The sequence below is a fragment of the Pantoea sp. S62 genome, from assembly GCF_016658625.1.
Taxonomy (GTDB): domain Bacteria; phylum Pseudomonadota; class Gammaproteobacteria; order Enterobacterales; family Enterobacteriaceae; genus Pantoea; species Pantoea vagans.
The window spans coordinates 1-368 of the sequence record NZ_JACVVI010000061.1 but is presented as its reverse complement, the minus strand read 5'-3'; the positions used below and the strand labels follow the sequence as shown (position 1 = coordinate 368).

Here is a 368-nt window from a genome sequence, read left to right as displayed (position 1 = left end):
ATGCATCCATAGCTCAGCTGGATAGAGTACTCGGCTACGAACCGAGCGGTCGGAGGTTCGAATCCTCCTGGATGCACCATATTTTCGAATATGGAGAAGTGCCTCGGTGTGACATGACGCATTAGCGTTCAGGCCGCACTAAGGAGGATAACGTTGCATCAGCAACGGCCCGCAGGGCGAAGCGTAAGCTGAGTAATCCTCCTGGATGCACCATCGAAAAACAAAGTGAATTAGCAATTCCTTTCATGGTGAGTAGTTAGCACCCTGCGTTGTACAAGAATCAGATTTATGCATCCATAGCTCAGCTGGATAGAGTACTCGGCTACGAACCGAGCGGTCGGAGGTTCGAATCCTCCTGGATGCACCAT

Annotated in this window: 2 tRNA genes; both read left to right on the top strand. The window is 50.8% G+C overall.

Annotated features, from left to right (window positions below):
• Window positions 1–2: 2 nt before the first annotated feature.
• Window positions 3–79 (top strand) — tRNA-Arg (locus tag IBT54_RS24935).
• 211 nt (window positions 80–290) lie between these two features.
• Window positions 291–367, top strand: a tRNA-Arg gene (locus IBT54_RS24930).
• The last annotated feature ends 1 nt before the right edge of the window (window position 368 follow it).